Raw genomic sequence first — 19,650 nt, 5'->3', positions numbered from 1 at the left:
ATATGTTAACACCTATTACTCACTCTCCCCAATTTTAAAGGTCTTGATAAGTTTCCTCTGCTCTTCAAGGATAAACTTGTCAATCACCTTTTCCTCCTGGCGGGACACTTTGAGAAACTTCACCCCCATACATACCTGTGTTTGGGTAATCCTCACGTTCACTATCTGTCCCAGCATATTTTCAAAGTAATGTTCTGCTATGGAGAAGTTCATAATCATGTACTTCCCTTCCGAGGTTCTTATGAGAGCGTCAGTGCATATTCTTACTCCCTTCGTGCTTATATCCTCTATCCTCCCAGATATGAAGGAAGCTTCCTTCATGGCTTCCTCGGTTATATCGTCTACGATGGCAAACTCCACAGGGATAGTTACCTTCCACCTGAGACTTTCCCTCAGCTGAACCCTGTGGATGTTATCGGTATGTTCAAGCACGAGGACAAGCCTGTCTCCCTCAGTATACTTGTCCTTTACAACGGTGTCAAAGCTGTACCTTCCCTCATTCTCCCTTATAAAGTGAAACTTCACGCTCTCCCCTATCCTTATAGGTCTTGGGAGTGCCTCAAGGATAACAACGTGAAGCTCTGTCTCGGTTTTATCCCACACGGCGGCATCAATGTAAACCCCGTCCACGATGAGTTTACCGGTTTGATACAGGTCTATGTCCCTTGTACTTGTCAAAGGTATGAACCAGGGTATCGTATCAAACCTCAGTTTTGCCCTAATTGAAGGTATCAGTCTTACACCTGCTATGTCTTCACGGATTATACGGGATACAACCCGCTCAAAGAGTGGTTTGTTCTCATAGAGCATCTGGGGGTCGTAAGGAAACCTCCTGGCGTAGCTCCACAGAAGCTTTATCTCCTCCTCGGTTAAGCCCAGAGACCTTCCCCTTAGAAAGAAAGCGTTCTCAACTTCCCTCGCATGGGATATCTTACCCCATATATAGGGTATAGCTATAACCGTAAGAGTGATGCCAAGCACTATAAAGAATAGAATTATCTCTTTGATAGAAGGTCCTTGAAACATATAGCGGGAAGCCTCAATTAGGGTATCCCACGCAGACTGAGCCTCCATAGCTATATATTAATATCCTCCCCAAGATAAAAATTTTAAGCTTCAGCTCATATATGTGCCATTACCATCTGCTTCAGTGCCTCTTTGGGCTGGACTCCTATCCTTGTATCAACAACTTCCCCACCTTTGAAAAGGATCACCGTAGGTATAGCCCTTATACCGTATTGCATAGCTATGTTCGGGTTTTCATCGGTATTGAGTTTGCCAACCTTAAGCTTACCCTCAAACTCCTCAGCAAGCTCTTCAATTATCGGAGCTATTATCCTACATGGTCCACACCAGGGCGCCCAGAAGTCAACAAGCACAGGTTTATCCGAGTTAACGACTTCCTGATTCCAGTTGCTTTCGCTCAGAGTGAGTACGCTTCCCGCCATTACAGCTCCTCCTTTATCAATATGTCATAGAGTTTAAGAATTCTGTCATCTTTGATGTAATAGCAGATTATTGACCCTTCTCTTTTCCACCCCACTATTCCCCTGCTTCTAAGTATGGATAGGTGCTGAGAAACACTGGGTTGAGACATGTTGAGTACTTCTCCCAGGTTCTTAACACACTGCTTACCTTCCATCAGAATGGATATGATCTTCAACCTCACGGGGTGGGAAAGAGCTTTAAAAAATTCTGCCAGCTCTTCCAACTTTTCCTCATTGGTCAGAGTTGTATTCATCCTCTCGCCCTCTCGTAAATTTTAACATAATTAGAATATAAGCAAGTATTAAATCTTTCTCAATACCCTGTACGCATGTTCAAGCTCTCTCTTGGTTACCCTGTAAGGTGAGAATCTGTGTCTCTGGTAAAGGTGTACTATGAAAGAAGCCTCTTTGCCGTACATTTTTCCTTCTACCCTCTTCAGTAACTCCTCCGGAAGAAGTCCTTTCAGGTTTTCACCCTCCAGCCTGCTGAGTCTCGCCACCAGTAACCTGTAAAGATTCTCCGGTGTTTTCCTTACTCTATTGACATAGAACATAAACAGTACGTAGGACAATAACAGAGCCGTAATCAGGTAAAGTACCGGCAAGAGGGCGCTCTTTACCTTTGATAGGGATAGAGTCTTTGCCTCCCTCAAAAGGTTCCTGAGCAGGGATACCTGCTTCTGAGCCGAAAAATCAACCACGTTCTCATACCAAAAAGAGATTATCGCATCCCGCAAAAGGTGAAGCTTTGATATGTTTCTGACAGCCGGCGATAGATAAGATGGGGTTGTATCTACCCTTGTCCATCTTCCATCAAAGTTAGCTTCTACCCAAACATGAGCCATAGAGTTCGTAACTATATAGTAATCGCCATACTCGTTCTTTATAAAACCTTTAAAACCACCAACCACCCTTGCAGGCATACCCATGAGTCTCAAAAGTAAAGCTGTTGAGGAGGCAAAATATTCACAGTTTCCCCTTTTAGCCTTAAACAGGAAATATTCAACAGGGTCTCCTTCAGGCTTGTCAAGTTTTAAGGAGTAGGAGAAACCCTTCCGAAAAAAACTTCTAACAGACTCAACTTTTTCTTTTGGTTTGCTTTTTCCTTTAGAGAGCTCCTTTGCCAGCTTTCTCACAGATTCAGGCACGTCGGGAGGGACATCCAGGTAGACTTGGCTTACAGGGTCTCTTGGGTAGTCCTCTGTAGATACAGCTCTGTACCTTACAGGTCTGTTTATAGGTTTGGTGCTTTCATAGTATCCTCCTTTGTTGCGCGTGTAATCTGCCTTCATCCCCTCAAGTCTCAGAATCTTTAAGGGGTAATCCAGGAGAGGTAAGAAGGTATCGTAGGTGGGCTCAAGTATTACTGTGTATCTGTATATTTTTCCTGAGGCGGGTAAGTTTGCAACCCTCTCCTTCTCCGACAGGGTGTTAACCCACTTAGTATTCATAAGGGTATCAAAGACGGAGACTCTCCAGTAGGCATCCTCTGGAACTTCACCATAAACCCTGAAGACGACCGTATTGTCCTGCTGAATTTCGCCTACTTTCCCAAGCTCCACTTCGTTGGATATACCACTGACGAGCCCTTTCTCCTGTTTAGCGAAGAGGTCAAAGAGCGGTGTTTGGGCTCTTGGAAGTATGAGGAAAAAAGGAACTGTGGCAAAGGCAACAACAATAGGGAAAGCTATGGAAAACTTCAGATATCGGAATAGAAATTCCCTCTGCAAGGGTTTGTCCCCCACGTTGGCATAAACGTTAGTGAGCATAAAAGCCACACTTCCTATAAAGAGCTCATAAAGGAAGAAGAAGAGGAAGCTCAAGTCCAGGCGGAAAGTGGTAGAGAGTGCAACACCAAACAGACTGAGCAAGAGCATCTGATATATATCTCTGGGTTTTTTGTCTTCAAGAGACTTTATCGCTAAGAGAAGCAGGATCATGTTGGCAAAGGGATTCACAACATTTTCAAGACTGAGCTCTGAAAGGAAAAGGAGCGAAACGAGAATCCCACCGGTGTTAAGCATCCAACGGGGCATATAGACGTTGAACTTCCACTCGTTAAACAAACCTAACAGAAAGAAGAACAGCAATAAAAAGAAGTAAATTTGATTGGCTATTCCATAGAGTCCCAAAAAGCATCCTATCGCAACCAGGTATGTTAGTCCCAGACTTACCTTTTTAGCAGAGAGCATGCCTCATCCCTTATCTCTGGGGCAACGTAAACCCTGTATATCTCTATGGGGTTAAGTCCTGCCACCAGCTGTGAAGCCTCATTTATGGGTAAGAGTTTCATACCACCGAATACCATTATCTCATCATCGTAAGGCTTTTTATATACATGGTCAAACCTTATAAGCTCAGCTGGGTAACGGTTCAAAAGCTCCTCTTTTACTCTGTTAAAATCGTTTCGGTCCCTTGTTGAATAGACTTCCTTGAAATGTTTCCTGCCGAAAACCCTGTCTACAAGCTCCTTCTTATCTGCCTCTGAAAAGGCACGGGATATAACCACGCTGTCTGTAAGTCTCACAAAGGAATTTATATCCTCAAAGTCCTTACCGGGTATTAACTCCCTTATAAGTTCTATCAGGTGTATATTGAGTATCCTTACAACCTTGTGGAAATAAACCTGTAGATACATAAAGTACCTACCGATAATAAAGCTCTCCAGCGCCCTCAACCCACTTATATGTACCGCAAGCACCTTTGAATCTCCCTCATGAACCACCTCTACAGTGTTAAGCAGTCTGTTATGGTCAAACAAACCGTATGAAACTCCGCAGAAGATAGCGTCCCTACGCAGATAGTCAACCCTGTCCGCTCCGAACTGTCCGGTTATGAGTTCTGTTAAAAACTCTTCCTCCTTGTTTTCAGGTCTACCCAAGGTTATCCTCAGAAGCCTCTCCACGTCTTCATGGGTAAAAGAGAAAACCCTCCTGAGCAGGTCATATATCTCTGTCTCAAGGATAAGCCTCTGTGTTAAATCTTCATGGGTCTTCTTCTCTGGAATCAAGACCTCTGTTGTGTGGGAAAAGGGTGGATGACCTAAGTCGTGGAGGAGTCCGGCAAGCCTTACAAGCTCCCTCTCACGCCTGTCTTTACTCCTGAGGAGTCTATCGCTCAGGAGGGAGCAGATATGGAGTACACCTAACGCATGCTCAAACCTCGTATGTTGAGCTGAGGGAAACACCATATAAGCTAAACCCAGCTGTTTGATATGTCTGAGTCTCTGAAACAGAAGGGTGTCTATAAGGGCAAGTTCTCTTACATCTACCCTGATAAAACCGTAAAGGGGGTCAGAAAACTCCTTAAACACCTTCAGTTATGCTGTGTTCCCTGTTTTTCAAGCTCTTTAATAACCTTCATGGTCTGGTCAAACTTGTACAGGGAGGAAGCAACATCCTTAAGATGCCTCGCTGCTTCCATATAGGCGTCTTTCAAGCGTGGGTCAGTGGTTCTCTCTGCCTTCTCAAGCAGGTTCCTGTGAAAGAGGAGTAAACCGTTTCTGAGCTCATTAAAGTCCATCTTCTTCCTCCAATCTCTTTGAGCTTGTTTACAAGTTTAGATATTAACCTCCTGAAGAAACCCTTTCCATGACCTGAGACAAGGGTAAAACTTATCTTCAGGATGAAGTACTTCCTGCCTTTTGATATATCCTTTATCAAAGCCTCTATATCCTGCTTCAACTTATCTGTGTTCACTCCGTAATAGGGGCTTTTAAGGGTACTTATCCTGCCCAAGGCTGACTGCAACAGTTCCACACTGGGTTCCTTCTTTTCGTTAAGTCTGAGGTAGAATTCTGAAAGCTCCTTAAGGGCGTTAAAGAAAGGCTTCTCTTGAGGAAATCTGAAAGCTTGTGTACTTGCATAGTAGGCAGATTCGCTGTAAAGTTCCTCATTAAATATTATGGAGGCAAGATAAACGGCTTCCGCAGGAGTGTTTCTCTTTGAATAACTTGAAATCTTGCTCAGTACCGTCCAGTATCTAAGGAACTTTGAGTAAACCTCGTAGAAAACCTCTCTGTACTCCGGAAGAAAGCTGACGGTTAACCCCTCTGGAGAAGAGAACTTCAAGATATCCTTTCCGTAAAAGACGTCACCTCTGGGTGTTATGAACTGAAACAGGTCAAGCTCAAGGAGTATATCCTGCCACTTCCCCTTAAAGGTATGGAAGGTCTTATTGGCGCAGGAAATTAACTTTGGCAGCTCTATATCAAAGCTGTTCTCCTTCCTGACAAGCTGACAGTAACATATAGGGTAAAGGAGGACTTCCTTCTTCGTGGGGTCTTCTATTATCTCAAGGAAGATACTCTCCAGCCTCCCGATCTCCTGCCAAGTATCCTTGAGCATAGAAATAATTTAAAGTGGCTGGTTTTCTCATGCAACAAAAGAGCGATATTTTGTATATATTTAAATCTTAGAGGAAAGGAGGTAAAGGAATGTACCCTATGGAGAAGGAGACCAGTATACAGGACGAGCTTTTGGACAGCTTCAAAGCTAAAGGGGCTACTGTAACCGTTTACCTTACCCGCGGCAACAGGATTACAGGAAAGGTGCTCAATCACGATAAGTACACTATACTCCTTGATGTTGAGGGACAACCCAACCTCATATACAAACACGCCGTCAGCACCATCGTGGAGGGTAAATGAGGGCTATCCTCGTAGGTATATGGAACAAGGACATACATAAAGAGGAGGCTAAGGAATCTCTGAGGGAGCTGAAGGGACTCGTTAAAGCCCTGGGCGGGGTTAGCCTCGGTTACGTTCTCCAAAAGAGAAGCAAACCTGATACAAAGTACTTTATAGGTGCTGGAAAGGCTCAAGAGCTGAAGGAGATATCGCAAGGTACAAAGGCTGACGCAGTGATCTTTGACGATTTCCTGACCCCATCACAGGTTAAGAGTCTTGAGGAGATAATAGGTAAGCCCGTCCTTGATAGAACAGATTTAGTTATAGAGATATTTTCAAGGAGAGCCAAAAGTAAGGAAGCCAAGCTTCAGGTTGAGCTTGCCAGATTGACACACGAGTTACCCAGGCTCTACGGAAAGGGTAGAGCGATGTCAAGGCTTGGAGGTGGTGTTGGAACCAGAGGTCCTGGTGAGCAGGAAGCAGAAATAAGGAGAAGGTTAATAAAGAAGAGGATTTACCAGATAAAGGAGGAGCTTGAAGAGGTAAAGAAGATGAGGAGACATCAGAGGAAGAGGAGGGAGAGAAGCGATACAGGGGAAAACATACTGAAGGTTGCTATTGTCGGATATACAAACGCCGGGAAATCCACCCTGCTTAAAGCCTTGACTGGCAGAGAAACCTTTACAGCCGATATGCTCTTTGCAACGCTGGACACAAAAACCTCAGCCCGAATTATATCCCCTGAGATGAAGGTACTCTTTACAGATACGGTTGGCTTTATAAAGAAACTACCTCCAGAGCTTATAGAGTCTTTTAAGGCGACCCTTGAGGAGGTTACAGAGGCTGATATTATTCTCCACGTGGTTGACATATCCGATGACAGGTGGCTTGATTACATTCACACGGTGAGGGAAATACTCAGGGAACTTGCAGCAGATGACAAACCTGTAATATATGTCCTGAACAAGGCAGACAGAGTTGTGGACAGTGAGGAGGAAGCCAGACACCTTCCCCACGGAGCCTTTGTTGAAGGTAGGTCCGTTGTTGTCTCCGCCGAAAAGAGGTGGGGACTTGAAGAACTCCTTGAAAAGGTCAGGACTCTTGGAGAAGAAGTCTTAACCGTGAGCCCGGAGAGGTAGGGTTACCTGTAAAACAGGTATATACCTGCCATAAGGGTTAGTATGAATAGAATTGTCATACCCCCACCAGCCTTGACATAGTCTATAGTCCTGTATCCTCCCGGTCTCATTATTAGGGCGTTCACCTGGTGTGTAGGAATTATAAAGGTGTTTGAAGCTGAAACACCCACAACAAGGGCAGCAACCCTTGGGTCAGCCCCAACATCAAGAGCCATATCTACAGAAAGGGGGACAAGGAGAACCGTAGCTCCAACGTTAGAGACTACAAGGGTGAAAAAGGATGTAAGCAGAGCAACCAGAAGGTACAGGGTAAATGGGGTTAGCTCTTCAATACTTGAGACTATCCTGTTAGCCAGAAACTCCGCTGTACCGGTTTCCTGGAAAGCCATACCCAGAGGAAGAAGACCAGCCAGAAGGAAAACAGTCATCCAGTCAACGGATTGATAAGCTTCATCAATACTCATAACCCGTGTGAGAACCATTCCAAGTGCTCCAGTAAGAAGAGCTATAGAAAGCTTAATGTGGAAGACAAGTATCATGACAATAGCCAGTGCAAACCAGAATAGGGCAAGCTTTGCCTTCTCGGGTCTCATCACCTCACCCTTTATCTCGGTGGAAAAGGCAAATATATTCCTATTTTTAAGCTCTAAAAGCTTGTCCCACTTTCCAAAGAGGAGCAGAGCATCCCCAGGCATAAGCTCCATATCGGAGAACCCAGCGTATATAACTTCCCCTCTTCTCACGAGGGCAACAGGATTAACCTCATATCTCCTGCGGAAATGGACTTCTTTAAGGGTCCTACCTACTAGCTCTGACCTGGGAGTAACTATACCCTCTACCAAACCCGCATTCACATTGGAAAGGTCATCAGCAAACTCCTCAAGCTCTCCCTTAAGAATAAGTCCAAGTTCTTTAGCAAACCTGTCTACTGTATCAGGGCAGCCGATTACAACCATGTCATCGGAAGGCTCTATAGTCTCTTCCCTGTGGGGAGCAAAGGTTTTACTCCTTGTCTTTCTGTGATAAACTGCAACGATCGTAACCTGATACTTTCTCCTGGCATCTATCTCTTCCACCGTTCTCCTTTGAAAGTTCACAGGCACGTGGAGCTCATAAAGTCCACATACTCTATCGTAGGTTTGGGCAAGGTCGGGCGGTAAAAATTTCCCCTCATCCTCTCCCTTCTCTGTTTTTGGAAGGATAAACCTTCCAAAGACAACAAAGTACAGGATACCTACAAAGGCGAGGGACAAACCTATCGGTGTAACAGAAAAGAGGTGGAAAGGAGGTAGCTCGTAAAGAGACAAAAGGTCGTTCAGAAGTATCAGGGGGCTTGAGCCTACAAGGGTGATAGTCCCTCCAAGAATGGCAGAGAAGCCCATCGGCATAAGGAGGTGGGATACAGGTACCCTGAGCCTTCTTGAAATCCTCACAACCGCTGGCAGAAATAGAGCTGCAGCCCCTATGTTCTGCATGAAGCTTGATATTAAAGCAACCGTCCCAGAGATCAGCGTGATTATCCTGGTTTTTGATTTACCTGCGAGACGTATTATGTAGTTCGCAATTATGTTCATCACACCTGTTTTATCCAGCCCGGTTCCTATGATTATCACCGCTATTATGGAAACCACCGCATTACTGCTTAGACCGCTTATTGACTTTTCAGGGGGGATAAGTCCCAACAAAGGCAGGAGAACCATCATAAGGATTCCAACTACATCAACCCTAACAAGCTCCGATACGAACAGGTACATCGCCAGCACCAGAACTTCAAGGGTGAGTACCTTGTCCTTCTCAATCTCAAAAATCTCCCTCACAAGGGTCTCGTCCAGTAAGAAGGTGACTCCTATTGAAAGAGATATCAAGGAAAGGAGGATTTTCTTCAACATTTTGTATAAAAATTATAAATTACCATGAAAAGCCTTTATCTCATTGATGCATCATCCTTTATATATAGGGGTTTCTATGCGTTACCACCTTTAGCTACGAAGGAGGGTTTCCCTACCGGGGCTATATACGGCTTCTTGAGGGCTCTTCTCTCTATAATGAAATCCGAAAGACCTGAGTATCTGGTTGTTGTCTTTGACCATCCTGCACCTACAAAGAGGGATAGGGTATACAAAGAGTATAAGGCAGGAAGACCCTCAATGCCAGACCCTTTGAGACTCCAGATTCCGGTAATAAAGGAGTTGTTAAAGCTCATGGGCATACCCACATTAGAAGTTGAAGGTTACGAGGCTGACGACTTAATAGCTATACTGGCAAAGAAATTTTCTGAGAAGGGCTTCAAGGTAAAGGTATATACTCCGGACAAAGATATGCTCCAGTTAGTCAGCTCCAATATCATAGTTATTAACCCTATGAACTGGGAGATCTTCACAGCGGAAAAGGTTAAGGAAAAGTTCGGAGTTTCTCCCGATAAAGTTGCCGACTACCTAGCCCTTGTGGGAGACAAGATAGATAATATTCAAGGTGTTAAAGGAGTTGGTCCGAAGACTGCAGTAAAACTCATAGAAAAGTTTGGAGGGATAAAAGGCATACTGGAAAACTGGGAGGAGTTTGTGAAAGCATTCCCAGAAGCAAACAGACAAGAGCTTGAGCTATCCTACTATCTCGTAAAGCCCCTCATGGATGCGGACATTGAAGTTAAAGAAGAGGACCTGAAGCTAAAAGAGCCTGTCATGGATAAACTCAAAAGAAGGCTGGAAGAGCTAGAAATGAAGAGTATACTTAAGGACTTAGATACGGTTCTTAAAAAGAGAGCGCAGGGTTCCCTTTTCTAACGAACTATGTTATTCACCCTTCCCTGCACCTCATCAACAGCCTGTATGAGCCTTGCATAGGTTTCGTGCGCCCTTGATGTTTCTATAAGTCTCACCATCTCAAGTATAGCGTTTACGTTTGACAGCTCAATAAAACCTTGCTTTATATGAAATTCGCGAGCTGGTTGCGGTGTACCAACAAAGAGATCTTCTCCAAGTTTCTGAGAGTCTTGTAGAGACCACACCCCTAAGGTTGAACTGAGCACGCCGTCCGTGTATATGTTGCCTTCCCTATCAACCTCAATTCTGCTCCCCCTTATCTGTATATCGTTGTTGCCTCTGTCAAGAACTCTGTAGCCTTCCTCGGTGACCAGGAAACCTTCCCTATCCAACCTGAAGTTGCCTTTCCTTGTGTACCTGATTCCATCTGGAGTTCTGACAGCAAAGAAACCCTCCCCGTCTATGGCAAGGTCAAGGGTATTCCCGGTCTCCCTCAGGGGACCCTGGGACATGTCCGTGAAGACACCACTCATCATCGGGTAAATGAAGTTGTTGGCAGGGTTTTCCGGAGAATTGTGCAGAACCTGGCTACCCATGTCTGTATACCAGCTTGAGACTTCAAGTAGATCCTTCTTAAAGGAAGGTGTGTCCATGTTTGCAAGGTTATTGGTTATAACTGCTAGCTTCCTTTCCTGAAGGAGCATGCCACCGGACAACACAAAGAGGGGCTGGTAATCTAAAGCCATTTCTCCCTCCTTACAGGGAAAGGTTTACCCTCTGCCCTGCCTTCATAAGTTCTTCCATTTTCACCACCGCATCCACAAAGTCAGACACGTAACCTCCAAAACCCTTGGCAAACCTCTGTGCATATTCTTTATCGGCAAAAACGAAAGCTGATGGAGTACAACATGAATTTGCCATGCTGCCGACCACAAAGGTACCCGTAAAGGCGTTTATAGGGTTGCAGGTTATAAAGTCTCTGGTGATGGCCATCTCCACTTTATCCGTTGGTAAAGTCTTATAGGCTATAAGTCCGCAGTGGGCACAGCACGTATGAACCTTTCTGCCCCCCTGTAGGATATATATGAAGGCCAGCCTAAGGTCAACCTCCTTCCCACAGACAGCACACACACTTTCACGGAGGCTTTCCTCCCTTTTAAGCTCAATATTTCCATGCCTTCTAATTATTACACCCTCTTCTTCAAGTTCTTTGAGGTCTCTGTATATAGTCATGAGGGATACGTTAAAGTGCCTCGCAAGTTCCTTAGCTGTCTTGTATCCTTCTTCCACAAGTCTTACAATTTCCTCTTTCCTTCCCATCTTTTAAATAAACTTATAACTTAGGCTTGTTCCTGTAAACTATAAATCGGCATTATCCTATTATTAATAAAAAGTAATAGTCACATTATAAAAATATGGTGATAATCTAATGTAAGGAGTTTAGTGTAAACTTTGTATAGGAGGTGTGTAGTATGGCTAGTGTTACTGCAGATAAGACATTGGATACCTCAGGACTTAACTGTCCTCTCCCAGTTCTTAAGACCAAGAAGGCGATTGAGGAGCTTCAGAGCGGTCAAATTCTTGAGGTTATATCAACAGACCCAGGTTCTAAAGCTGACATACCCGCTTTCTGTAACAGAACCGGGCATGAGCTTGTAGAAACTGTAGAAGAAGGAGGTAAGTACATCTTCTACATTAAGAAAAAGTAAAGGAGGGTAGCCATGGCATCTGAAAGGCTTGCAATAATAGCTACAAAAGGAACGTTGGATTGGGCTTACCCTCCACTTATACTTGCATCAACGGCAGCTTCCCTAGGTGTTGAAACTGCTATATTCTTCACCTTCTATGGGCTGAACATAATACACAAGGAGAAGCAAAAGCAGTTAAAGATTTCCCCCGTTGGAAATCCTGGAATGCCAATGGCGTTCCCCCCTTCGGTAAAGAAGACGCCCATAGCAGGTCAGCTTGCAGGCTTAATGGAGGCTGTATTCCCTGGTCCTCCCCAGATAATGGGTATCATACCTGGAATGACTGACTTTATGACAGCTATGATGAAGAAGACCATGAAAGACCACGGTGTGGCCTCAGTTGAAGAGCTCGTTGAACTCTGCAAAGAAGCTGATGTAAAGCTCATACCCTGCCAGATGACTATGGAACTGTTTGGCTACAAGTATGAGGACCTTATAGACGGCTTAGAACCTCCGGGTGGAGCTGCCACCTTTATTAACTACGTCCTTGAAGCAGACAAGCCAATGATTATCTTTACCTAACTTAAAAAATTTTTAGGAGGAAAGGAATGGCGGCACAAGAGTACGAAAAACTTCTCTTCTACATCCTTACGGTCCCCTTCTTTGAAAGGGCTGAGCCCACTACAGGGGAGCTTATAAACCCTCAGGCTGGAGCACCCTTTTTCCTCGCAACCGCTGCTACCACTATGGACTATGAGGTTGAAATGGTCATCACCTCGGAGGCTGGTTTTCTCCTCATGAAGGACAACGCTAAAAAGGTCAAGGTAAGACCAGGTGTTGAGCAGACCGTTTATGATTTCATAGTTATGGCAAAGGAAGCCGGTGTGAAGATATACCTTTGTGTTCCCTCCCTTGACCTGACGGACGTTTACAAGAAGGAAGACGTCAACGAGGAACTCTGTGACGGAATAATAGGTGGGGCAGCGTTCCTAGACAAGCTTATGAGCGGCGAATATGCTGTCATATCCCTGTAAGACAAAGGAGGGGTTCTTCCCCCTCCCCATCAAAAATATGATTATAAGCATATTTTTATATCCCTATAACGAAATTTTTTTGTTTTCCTGTGCGAAAGGAACTAACTTAGTATCTGAGCATGGTACCAACGTGCATACCATTTTGAGGAGGTGTTGAGATGGAAGGACATCCTTATGGATACAACATTCCCATATCGGAAAAGACCAAGGAAGTTCCGTGGGAAGAGAAGGTCAGGGTATATGAGGAGGTAAAGTCCGACTTCAGGTTCAAGGAGTTTCTCTTCGGATGCTTGAACTGTGGAGTGTGTACAGCTTCCTGCCCATCAAATAGATTCTTTGATTACTCTCCAAGGGAGATCGTTCAGAGGTTCCTTGAAGAGGACGTAGAGGTTATATACGATATGATGCATGAATACATATGGGCTTGCTCCCAGTGCTTCACCTGCTGGATAAGGTGTCCTTTCGTAAACAATCCGGGCGGGCTAGTGATAATAATGAGAGAGGTTGCAGTCAGAAACGCTTTTGAGGCAACCAAAGACCTTCTCAAGCCCTACGGAAGGGTTCTCCTCAAGGTTATGACGACAGGAAACCAGCTTTCAGCTGACATGCTACAACCAGACTTCTTCCCTGACTGGGGTCCGAAGATGCAGGACAATATGGAGAACGTCAGGGCTAAGAGGATGGCTATACCCTTTGACGTTGGAAAGTCCGTTAAAACAGCTTGGGAAGTCTCCCTTGAAACGGCTATAGAGATGTACACCATATGGAGAGAAACAGGAATATTTGAAATGCTTGAGAAGCTTGACCCCAACCTATACAACGTCATAATGGACATCGTTGAGGAGAACGAAGAGAGATGGGAAGAGCTTCTGGAAGAGGAGGAAGAGTGATTAAGTTAACTAAAGGGGCTAAAACCCCGAGTAAAAATTTTGAGGAGGTGTAATTATGGGACACGGAAAAAGCCCATATTTGAGATATGCAGACCCTGAGCCGTTTCCAATACTGAACAAGCATTCTCACTATGACCATCTCTTTGAGGAGATGCACGAACTTGAAGAGAAGGGAGAGATCCTGGTATACAAGATTACTGAGGAGAATAAGCCTGTTGAGGTATTCACAAGAACCGGAAGGATAAAGACCGTTCCTACAGCCAAGCTATGGCACCACAAATCTTGCGGTCAGTGCGGAAACATACCTGGATATCCTGCATCCATATTCTGGTTCATGAACAAGTTCGGGTATGACTATCTGAACGAGCCGCACCAGACATCCTGTACAGCATGGAACTACCACGGTTCTGGAACATCAAACCCCGTTGCCCTGGCAGCAGTTTGGCTCAGGAACATGCACCAGGCTTGGAAGACGGGCTATTACCCCCTTATACACTGCGGAACCTCATTCGGTTCTTATAAGGAGACAAGAGAGCAGCTCATATTCAACAAGGAACTCAGGGACGCCGTTAAGCCGATCCTGAAGAAGCTTGGAAGGCTTACCGAGGACGGAAGAATCGTTATACCCCAAGAGGTAGTTCACTACTCCGAGTGGGTTCACGCTGTAAGGCACAAGATAGCTGAACTCTACGAGAAGGAGGGGAAAGCCAAAGGTATAGACGTTTCCAATGTTAGGGTAGCTATACACAATGCCTGTCACACTTGGAAGATGATGGCAGATGATTACCCATACGATGCGGAAGTTTACAATGGACAGAGACCTGCAGCTTCTACGGCGGTAGTGAAGGCTCTCGGAGCTCAGGTTGTTGACTACTCAACCTGGTACGACTGCTGCGGTTTTGGTTTCAGGCACATACTCACCGAGAGGGAATTCACGAGGTCTTTCGCTATCCAGAGAAAGCTTAAGGTCATAGCCGAAGAGGTCAAGGCTGACCTCATGGTTACCCATGATACCGGATGCACAACCACCTTTGAAAAGAACCAGTGGATAGGAAAAGCTCACGGGATGTATCACCCTGTGGCTGTCATGTCCGATGTGATGTTCGCTGCTCTGGCATGTGGAGCACACCCCTTCAAGATAGTTCAGCTCTACTGGAACTGCTCCAACTACGAACCCCTGCTTGAGAAGATGGGTATAACCAACTGGAAAGAGCTCAGAAAAGAGTGGGAAGACACTGTTAAGCACATAGCAGAGCTTGAGAAAGAAGGAAAGTACGATGAGCTCCTGGAATTCTTCAAGGAGTATGACCTTTACGAGCCTTACAGCAGAACTTCTGATGGATTTAAGAGGAAGAAGTCCGCTTCTGCAGACATGCCCCTTTTCAAGTCTTAAAGCTAGCAGGTTCTGGGGAGCTTTGCTCCCCTTTACTCTAATAACTCTTATTAAGGAGGTTGGAGATGGCTAAGAGTGTTCTGGTGGTCGGAGGAGGTCCAGCAGGACTTGCAGCAGCGAGGACACTGGGTAAGCTCGGAATACCCACTATACTCGTAGAAAAGGAGCAAAAGCTCGGTGGAAGGCCTGTAATTGAGGACTATCACACCCTAATACCCAGAAAGATGACTCCCCAGCAGGTCATAGGACCTTTCATAGAAGAGGTCCAGAATAACCCCAACATTGATGTGAAACTCGGTGTTGAGCTTGAAGCCTGTGAAGGTGAAGCTCCAAACTTTAAAGTGAAGTTATCCAACGGTGAGGAGCATGAGGTAGCTGCAATAGTTGTAGCTACAGGTTTCCAGCACTTTGATGCCAAAAGGAAGGGCGAGCTGGGCTACGGTATCTATCCTGACGTAATAACCAACCTTGAGCTTGAGCAAATGTTCTCAAGGGAAGGAAAGCTCTACAGACCATCTAATGGACAGCTTCCCAAGAGGGTTGCCTTTGTGTTCTGTGTCGGTTCCAGGGATAGACAGCTTGGTGTTACAAATGTTCACTGCTGTAGATACGGATGTGCCCTTTCAGGTCTTCAGGGAACCGAGATAAGGGAACACTACCCTGAAGTTGATGTGTTCTGCTACTACATGGATGTGAGGACTTACGGAACATGGGAGTACCCCTTCTATTGGGCTCCTCAGGAGAAACACGGAGTCAGGTACGTAAGGGGTAGGATAGCTGAGATAACCTATAACCCCCAAGATGGAAGGTTGAGGGTCAAGCATGAGGACACCATAGTCCAGAGACCTGCTGAGGTTCCGATGGACCTTGTAGTTTTAGTTCTTGGAATGGAGCCTTCCGAAGGCACCAAAAAGGTTGCAAAGATACTCGGTCTCGCCCAGGACCCAGACAGCCAGTTTCTTGTTCCAGCAGAAGATGCTGGCTCCAACATAATATCTAACAAGCCAGGCGTGTTTATAGCGGGTGCCTGCAAAGGACCCATAGACATTGAATCCTCCCTATCAGAGGGTGAAGCTGCTGGAGCTGAAGCAGCAACATTTATAGGAGCTAAGGTGTCAGCGTAGTTATGAGTGAAGAAAGAAAGGAAGGCGGCTTTAAGGCTGTCACGCTTGACGATGCCCTTATAAGGGACTATCTGATTAAAATCCTTGGTGAAGGGGAAGACTTTGCCCAGGAATTCTATCAGGAATTGGTGGAGAAATCCGAATTCTTCCAGAAAACCCTTGCCAAAGACAGGCTGCCTTCCTTAAAGGCAGAGGAGCTTGAGGCTATCTTTGACAAGATATTCGCGGCAAGAAGGAAAAAGAAGCAGATTATTGAGGAAACCGGCATAGACAAACTCAAAAAGGCTATAAGTGACCTCCTGTACGGCGATGAGAAGGGTGGATTACTCAGGAAGAAGAAGGATACGGAAAGAACATGGGAAGAGAAGGTTGATGAATTTGCAAAGCAACTGAGAGGAATTGACAGAAAGTCAGCCAGGGACATAGCCGCAGAGCTCCTCCATTTTACCTTTCCGGAGAAATACATTCTCTGGACCAGCTGGATCTGGGACCCGGAGAGTGAAACGGGAGCTATCGTTTTCCTTAAGGAGGAACCCCCGACAGGAGGACGTGGAAGGAGGATGTACGGAGAAACCTACGAGCAGTTCAAACAGGTTTACGAGCAAATAGCGGAAAAGCTCCAAGAGTTTGGAATAAAGGTTAAGGGCTACCTCTTCGTTGACATATTCCTTGCAATGATATACGCAACCTATGTAGATTACATGACCCTGTCCACGATGCACAGCGCAAAGGGGTTCTTCCCACCTGCTGGAGTCATGGCAAAGAGGCTCCTAGGGGTTAATGTCCCCGTTGAATTTACTTAGGAGGTGTGAGAGATGGCTATCCATGAGAGAAGCCTGGTTGACCCGGAAAGGGTACTCAGGAAAGAGAGGTTAGTTATTGATGGAGTTGATGTATCAGGAGACTGGAACTTAATAATACTTCCCAGGGTTATAAACGACTATGACCTTGAGTTCTTAGATGAAGTCCTCCAGCAGCCTGAAGGTAAGACTATAACCCAATGCTACCAGTGCTCTTACTGTACAGCTTCCTGTCCCGTCCATAACTACTGGGATGAAAGGTACAACCCCAGACACTTCATATACCTGGCAAGGCTCGGGTTGATTGATGAACTCCAGAAGCGGGCAGATGTCATGTGGAGGTGTGTGTCCTGCCACAAGTGTACCCACAGGTGTCCAAAGGGTGTTCTCGTTGAAGAGGTTCTGAAAGCGATACTCAGGGTTATGGCTAAGAGGGGAATAATAGAAGAATATCCTTCCAAGAAGTTTGATAAGTTCTTCTTAGAGAGCGTCTATGAGTACGGCAGGATAGAGGATGGAGAGCTCCTCTTCGGATGGGTGGAGAAACAGGGTTACCAAGTTGTTAAGGACCCAATTCTCAAGAAACCTATACCCTTTGTGGGCGGAGTGCCAGATTGGCTAAAGCAGCTCGCAGCAAAACCACTGAAGAGTATGAACATTGGCTTCCTCGTCCTCAACGCAAAGCACATGCTTTTCCACCCGAGGACCAAAAATTGGAACAGGTTCAAGCAGGTTCTCAGGAAAGTTATGGAGGAAGAGGGAGTATTTACCCACTAATCTGTTGAGGAGGTGATTGAGATGGCAGTAGCACAGGAAAGAAAACCACCTATGGGTGGTATAGGAAAGAGGGTAGCTTACTACCCTGGATGTTCTCTGGAAGGTGCTGCAAGAGCGTACGATGTTTCTACCAGGATAGTTGCTAAGGAGTTGGGTCTTGAGCTTGATTATCTTGAGGACTACAACTGTTGCGGTGCTATGGAAACAAAGAATGTCACCTTCTGGGGAACTATGCTCCTCAATGCGAGGAACATGTCTCTTGCGAAGAGACAGGGGCACAGCACTATCGTAGCCCCCTGCAACGGATGCTCCTTCTCACTTCAGAGAGCGGAGTACTTCCTTGAAACAGACAAGAACGTCTTTGAGAGAATAAATGCCCTTTTAAAAGAAGGAGGAGTTGACCCTCTGGCTGAAATACCCCACACATATCATATACTTGAATGGTTTTACCACGAGGCTGGACCTCAAAAGGTTAAGGAAAGAACGAAGAAACCTCTCAAAGGTTTAAAGGTAGCCAACTACTACGGTTGCCTATATACAAGACCTCACTTCTATGCAAGGACCTACTCTCACATTGGCTCTGAAGAGCAAGATAGACCCAGAATGAGAGAAACCGCCGATGATGACGAGCATCCATACTACATGGAAGCCCTCTTGGAAGCTGCAGGGGCTACCAATGTTGAGTTTGAACCCATGCATACCCAGTGTTGTGGAGGACCCCACTCCCTCTCTGATGAGCAGGTCTCCGAGAAGTTTGTAATGATGATCCTCCAGATGGCAAAGAGGAACGGTGCAGACATAATAGCCACAGAGTGTCCGCTGTGTCACGCATCTCTTGAAATGTACAGGCACAGGCTCATGATGAAGGGTGTTCCCGATGTTGACGTTCCCGCTGCTTACTTTACGCAGCTTCTGGGTCTCGCCTTCGGTTACAGCTCTGGCGACGTGAAGCTCAAGGACAACCTCTCCGACCCCATTCCCGTTCTCAAGAGGCTTGGACTCGCCTGATAAAGGTTTGGGACATGGAAGAGGAGAAGAAGATAGTTATACTCATGACGAGCGGTCCGAGGACACCCTGGCGGTGTGCCTCGCCCTTTTACATTGCAGCCCTCATGGCAGCTAACGATGCTGAGGTGGAAGTGTTCTTTAACATGGATGGAACCCATCTGATCCGTAGGGGGATAGCAGAGAAGATATGCCCGTCTGCGGAGGGTAACTGCTTCCAGCAGAATGGACAAAAACCCAAAACTGTCTATGACTTCATGAGAGACGCTAAGCTTGCGGGGGTAAAGTTTTATTCGTGCAAGCAGGCTGTTGATTCTCTGGGACTCACCGAGGAGGAACTGATACCCGAGCTGGATGGTGTAGTTCCGGCAAGTGAATTTGCTCTTAGAGCTATGGAAGCTGATAAGCTAATAGTATTCTGAGGAGTCCAGATAGTATAGAATATTCCTTAAATTTCAATAAATGGGAGGTGTGAAATGGCAGAGGTAAACGGATGTCAGGTTCCAGAGGACCTGCTCTATCATGTTGACCCAGAGGCAAACGCCTTTACATGGGTTAAAGACAACGGAGATGGAACTTACACTGTTGGGCTAACCTCAATAGCCGCTGCAATGGCTGGGAGACTTGTTGCCTACACTCCTAAGAAGGTGGGTAAAGAGGTCAAGAAGGGAAAGAGCGTTGCCACCATTGAAAGTGGAAAGTGGGTCGGACCTGTCCCTGCACCCTTTACCGGAGAGATAGTTGAAATCAACGAAAGTCTAAAAGGAAACCCCGCTCTTGTGAACGATGACCCCTATGGACAGGGTTGGGTTGTAAAACTCAAGCCCACAAACGCTGATGAGGTCAACCAACTGATGAAAGGTCCTGAGGCTGTTGAGGCGCTCAGAAAGGTCGCCGAAGAGAAAGGCGTTAAGTGCGGTTAAC

General features: G+C 45.7%; 23 protein-coding genes. 14 read left to right on the top strand and 9 right to left on the bottom strand.

What is annotated here, in order from left to right; genetic code table 11:
• Positions 1–15: 15 nt before the first annotated feature.
• The 6 genes from BCF55_RS02590 to BCF55_RS02565 all read right to left on the bottom strand — a co-directional run bounded on the left by BCF55_RS02590 (position 16) and on the right by BCF55_RS02565 (position 5,833).
• Positions 16–1,074 (bottom strand): flagellar brake protein, encoded by a 1,059-nt coding sequence (locus BCF55_RS02590; RefSeq protein WP_121009580.1) that lies wholly within the window; start codon positions 1,072–1,074, stop codon positions 16–18.
• Positions 1,075–1,121: 47 nt separating this feature from the next.
• Positions 1,122–1,448: a thioredoxin gene (trxA, locus tag BCF55_RS02585; RefSeq protein ID WP_121009577.1), complete on the bottom strand. Its 327-nt coding sequence runs from the start codon at positions 1,446–1,448 to the stop codon at positions 1,122–1,124.
• The gene (locus tag BCF55_RS02580) at positions 1,448–1,741 is read right to left on the bottom strand and encodes an ArsR/SmtB family transcription factor (protein ID WP_121009574.1); all 294 of its coding nucleotides are present in this window, start codon (positions 1,739–1,741) and stop codon (positions 1,448–1,450) included. Before BCF55_RS02580 ends, trxA begins: the two co-directional genes overlap by 1 nt.
• A 48-nt stretch (positions 1,742–1,789) precedes the next feature.
• Positions 1,790–3,679: a transglutaminase TgpA family protein gene (locus BCF55_RS02575; protein WP_121009571.1), complete on the bottom strand. Its 1,890-nt coding sequence runs from the start codon at positions 3,677–3,679 to the stop codon at positions 1,790–1,792.
• Positions 3,658–4,800: an HD domain-containing protein gene (locus tag BCF55_RS02570; protein WP_121009568.1), complete on the bottom strand. Its 1,143-nt coding sequence runs from the start codon at positions 4,798–4,800 to the stop codon at positions 3,658–3,660. The genes BCF55_RS02575 and BCF55_RS02570 overlap by 22 nt, the downstream gene beginning before the upstream one ends.
• Before the next feature lie 121 nt (positions 4,801–4,921).
• Positions 4,922–5,833: a hypothetical protein gene (locus BCF55_RS02565; RefSeq protein ID WP_121009565.1), complete on the bottom strand. Its 912-nt coding sequence runs from the start codon at positions 5,831–5,833 to the stop codon at positions 4,922–4,924.
• Between the two features lie 89 nt (positions 5,834–5,922).
• On the opposite strand from BCF55_RS02565, the gene hfq reads away from it, so the two are divergent.
• Together hfq and hflX are read left to right on the top strand one after the other, a co-directional pair.
• Positions 5,923–6,135 carry an RNA chaperone Hfq gene (gene hfq / locus BCF55_RS02560; RefSeq protein ID WP_121009562.1) on the top strand — a complete coding sequence of 71 codons (213 nt, stop codon included), beginning with the start codon at positions 5,923–5,925 and terminating at the stop codon, positions 6,133–6,135.
• Complete coding sequence (gene hflX / locus BCF55_RS02555) at positions 6,132–7,253, top strand: GTPase HflX (protein WP_121009559.1); 1,122 nt, start codon at positions 6,132–6,134, stop codon at positions 7,251–7,253. Before hfq ends, hflX begins: the two co-directional genes overlap by 4 nt.
• A 2-nt stretch (positions 7,254–7,255) precedes the next feature.
• On the opposite strand, the gene BCF55_RS02550 is transcribed toward hflX, so the two are convergent.
• Positions 7,256–9,142 (bottom strand): SLC13 family permease, encoded by a 1,887-nt coding sequence (locus BCF55_RS02550; RefSeq protein WP_121009556.1) that lies wholly within the window; start codon positions 9,140–9,142, stop codon positions 7,256–7,258.
• A 24-nt stretch (positions 9,143–9,166) separates the two neighbouring features.
• Between BCF55_RS02550 and BCF55_RS02545 the strand changes: the two genes are divergently transcribed.
• Positions 9,167–10,036, top strand: a complete 870-nt coding sequence (locus BCF55_RS02545; RefSeq protein WP_121009553.1) for a 5'-3' exonuclease — start codon at positions 9,167–9,169, stop codon at positions 10,034–10,036.
• Here the strand turns inward: BCF55_RS02545 and flgF are convergent.
• Complete coding sequence (flgF, locus tag BCF55_RS02540) at positions 10,033–10,761, bottom strand: flagellar basal-body rod protein FlgF (protein ID WP_121009550.1); 729 nt, start codon at positions 10,759–10,761, stop codon at positions 10,033–10,035. The two genes, BCF55_RS02545 and flgF, sit on opposite strands and share 4 nt — an antisense overlap.
• A gap of 10 nt (positions 10,762–10,771) precedes the next feature.
• Entirely contained in the window at positions 10,772–11,335 is a 564-nt protein-coding gene (locus BCF55_RS02535) for a DeoR family transcriptional regulator (protein ID WP_121009547.1), read from the bottom strand.
• Between the two features lie 152 nt (positions 11,336–11,487).
• On the opposite strand from BCF55_RS02535, the gene BCF55_RS02530 reads away from it, so the two are divergent.
• The 11 genes from BCF55_RS02530 to gcvH all read left to right on the top strand — a co-directional run bounded on the left by BCF55_RS02530 (position 11,488) and on the right by gcvH (position 19,649).
• Entirely contained in the window at positions 11,488–11,724 is a 237-nt protein-coding gene (locus tag BCF55_RS02530; RefSeq protein ID WP_121009544.1) for a sulfurtransferase TusA family protein, read from the top strand.
• 12 nt (positions 11,725–11,736) lie between these two features.
• Entirely contained in the window at positions 11,737–12,285 is a 549-nt protein-coding gene (locus tag BCF55_RS02525) for a DsrE/DsrF/DrsH-like family protein (RefSeq protein ID WP_121009541.1), read from the top strand.
• 26 nt (positions 12,286–12,311) lie between these two features.
• On the top strand, positions 12,312–12,737 hold the full coding sequence (locus tag BCF55_RS02520; protein ID WP_121009538.1) for a DsrE family protein: 426 nt from the start codon (positions 12,312–12,314) through the stop codon (positions 12,735–12,737).
• A gap of 158 nt (positions 12,738–12,895) precedes the next feature.
• Positions 12,896–13,627, top strand: a complete 732-nt coding sequence (locus tag BCF55_RS02515) for a 4Fe-4S dicluster domain-containing protein (protein ID WP_121009535.1) — start codon at positions 12,896–12,898, stop codon at positions 13,625–13,627.
• A 55-nt stretch (positions 13,628–13,682) separates the two neighbouring features.
• Positions 13,683–15,020: a heterodisulfide reductase-related iron-sulfur binding cluster gene (locus BCF55_RS02510; RefSeq protein ID WP_121009533.1), complete on the top strand. Its 1,338-nt coding sequence runs from the start codon at positions 13,683–13,685 to the stop codon at positions 15,018–15,020.
• Positions 15,021–15,085: 65 nt separating this feature from the next.
• Positions 15,086–16,144, top strand: coding sequence for an FAD-dependent oxidoreductase (locus BCF55_RS02505; protein WP_121009530.1), 1,059 nt, complete (start codon positions 15,086–15,088; stop codon positions 16,142–16,144).
• Positions 16,145–16,146: 2 nt separating this feature from the next.
• Positions 16,147–16,947, top strand: a complete 801-nt coding sequence (locus BCF55_RS02500; protein WP_121009525.1) for a hypothetical protein — start codon at positions 16,147–16,149, stop codon at positions 16,945–16,947.
• 12 nt (positions 16,948–16,959) lie between these two features.
• Positions 16,960–17,721: a 4Fe-4S dicluster domain-containing protein gene (locus BCF55_RS02495; RefSeq protein ID WP_121009524.1), complete on the top strand. Its 762-nt coding sequence runs from the start codon at positions 16,960–16,962 to the stop codon at positions 17,719–17,721.
• Between the two features lie 51 nt (positions 17,722–17,772).
• Positions 17,773–18,729, top strand: coding sequence for a heterodisulfide reductase-related iron-sulfur binding cluster (locus tag BCF55_RS02490; protein ID WP_170144791.1), 957 nt, complete (start codon positions 17,773–17,775; stop codon positions 18,727–18,729).
• A gap of 14 nt (positions 18,730–18,743) precedes the next feature.
• A complete protein-coding gene (locus BCF55_RS02485; protein WP_121009519.1) occupies positions 18,744–19,148 on the top strand; it encodes a DsrE family protein in 405 nt (134 codons plus the stop codon).
• Positions 19,149–19,202: 54 nt separating this feature from the next.
• Positions 19,203–19,649 carry a glycine cleavage system protein H gene (gcvH, locus tag BCF55_RS02480; RefSeq protein WP_121009516.1) on the top strand — a complete coding sequence of 149 codons (447 nt, stop codon included), beginning with the start codon at positions 19,203–19,205 and terminating at the stop codon, positions 19,647–19,649.
• The last annotated feature ends 1 nt before the right edge of the window (position 19,650 follow it).

It is taken from the genome of Hydrogenivirga caldilitoris (assembly GCF_003664005.1).
GTDB classification, from domain to species: Bacteria; Aquificota; Aquificia; order Aquificales; family Aquificaceae; genus Hydrogenivirga; species Hydrogenivirga caldilitoris.
The sequence above is the reverse complement of the archived record's forward strand: the minus strand, read 5'-3'. Positions and strand labels throughout refer to the sequence as shown.

Bases quoted from the DNA above. Each gene is read 5' to 3' on its own strand.
- BCF55_RS02590 (WP_121009580.1), bottom strand. From the start codon at position 1,074: ATGGAGGCTCAGTCTGCGTGGGATACCCTAATTGAGGCTTCCCGCTAT.
- trxA (WP_121009577.1), bottom strand. From the start codon at position 1,448: ATGGCGGGAAGCGTACTCACTCTGAGCGAAAGCAACTGGAATCAGGAA.
- BCF55_RS02580 (WP_121009574.1), bottom strand. From the start codon at position 1,741: ATGAATACAACTCTGACCAATGAGGAAAAGTTGGAAGAGCTGGCAGAA.
- BCF55_RS02575 (WP_121009571.1), bottom strand. From the start codon at position 3,679: ATGCTCTCTGCTAAAAAGGTAAGTCTGGGACTAACATACCTGGTTGCG.
- BCF55_RS02565 (WP_121009565.1), bottom strand. From the start codon at position 5,833: ATGCTCAAGGATACTTGGCAGGAGATCGGGAGGCTGGAGAGTATCTTC.
- hfq (WP_121009562.1), top strand. From the start codon at position 5,923: ATGTACCCTATGGAGAAGGAGACCAGTATACAGGACGAGCTTTTGGAC.
- hflX (WP_121009559.1), top strand. From the start codon at position 6,132: ATGAGGGCTATCCTCGTAGGTATATGGAACAAGGACATACATAAAGAG.
- BCF55_RS02550 (WP_121009556.1), bottom strand. From the start codon at position 9,142: ATGTTGAAGAAAATCCTCCTTTCCTTGATATCTCTTTCAATAGGAGTC.
- BCF55_RS02545 (WP_121009553.1), top strand. From the start codon at position 9,167: ATGAAAAGCCTTTATCTCATTGATGCATCATCCTTTATATATAGGGGT.
- flgF (WP_121009550.1), bottom strand. From the start codon at position 10,761: ATGGCTTTAGATTACCAGCCCCTCTTTGTGTTGTCCGGTGGCATGCTC.
- BCF55_RS02535 (WP_121009547.1), bottom strand. From the start codon at position 11,335: ATGGGAAGGAAAGAGGAAATTGTAAGACTTGTGGAAGAAGGATACAAG.
- BCF55_RS02530 (WP_121009544.1), top strand. From the start codon at position 11,488: ATGGCTAGTGTTACTGCAGATAAGACATTGGATACCTCAGGACTTAAC.
- BCF55_RS02525 (WP_121009541.1), top strand. From the start codon at position 11,737: ATGGCATCTGAAAGGCTTGCAATAATAGCTACAAAAGGAACGTTGGAT.
- BCF55_RS02520 (WP_121009538.1), top strand. From the start codon at position 12,312: ATGGCGGCACAAGAGTACGAAAAACTTCTCTTCTACATCCTTACGGTC.
- BCF55_RS02515 (WP_121009535.1), top strand. From the start codon at position 12,896: ATGGAAGGACATCCTTATGGATACAACATTCCCATATCGGAAAAGACC.
- BCF55_RS02510 (WP_121009533.1), top strand. From the start codon at position 13,683: ATGGGACACGGAAAAAGCCCATATTTGAGATATGCAGACCCTGAGCCG.
- BCF55_RS02505 (WP_121009530.1), top strand. From the start codon at position 15,086: ATGGCTAAGAGTGTTCTGGTGGTCGGAGGAGGTCCAGCAGGACTTGCA.
- BCF55_RS02500 (WP_121009525.1), top strand. From the start codon at position 16,147: ATGAGTGAAGAAAGAAAGGAAGGCGGCTTTAAGGCTGTCACGCTTGAC.
- BCF55_RS02495 (WP_121009524.1), top strand. From the start codon at position 16,960: ATGGCTATCCATGAGAGAAGCCTGGTTGACCCGGAAAGGGTACTCAGG.
- BCF55_RS02490 (WP_170144791.1), top strand. From the start codon at position 17,773: ATGGGTGGTATAGGAAAGAGGGTAGCTTACTACCCTGGATGTTCTCTG.
- BCF55_RS02485 (WP_121009519.1), top strand. From the start codon at position 18,744: ATGGAAGAGGAGAAGAAGATAGTTATACTCATGACGAGCGGTCCGAGG.
- gcvH (WP_121009516.1), top strand. From the start codon at position 19,203: ATGGCAGAGGTAAACGGATGTCAGGTTCCAGAGGACCTGCTCTATCAT.